The sequence below is a fragment of the Pantoea sp. SIMBA_079 genome (genome assembly GCF_046940275.1).
GTDB lineage: Bacteria > Pseudomonadota > Gammaproteobacteria > Enterobacterales > Enterobacteriaceae > Pantoea > Pantoea borealis.
Map to the genome: position 1 here is coordinate 1 of NZ_JAWRYR010000225.1, position 277 is coordinate 277.

Genomic DNA, 277 nt, shown 5'->3' on the forward strand with positions numbered 1-277 from the left:
TGACAGGTGCACGTAGCGCGACAGGAAGTAGCGTTAATGTGCCCGCAGTTTGCGGTTGTGCAGGGGAGTTGGGGGAATAAGGGCGGAGGGTGAGCGGCAAACCGAGCATCGCTGCCCGGTTGGTAAGGAGAGTGGCATCGGCACAAACAACCAGTTCGACCGGCCACTCACGCTGTGCAAGCTGGACAAACTAAGTCCGGGCCAATCCCGGCGGGCTCGCCGGGAGTGATCACAACACGTTGGGTTTTAACCATTAGTTGCTCAGGATTTTAACGTA

1 pseudogene is annotated in these 277 nt (G+C 57.4%); it reads right to left on the bottom strand.

Annotated features, from left to right (window positions below):
- Positions 1-254 (bottom strand): annotated as a pseudogene (gene pdxA, locus SB719_RS19800) (4-hydroxythreonine-4-phosphate dehydrogenase); the annotation flags it as partial.
- Positions 255-277: the final 23 nt, after the last annotated feature.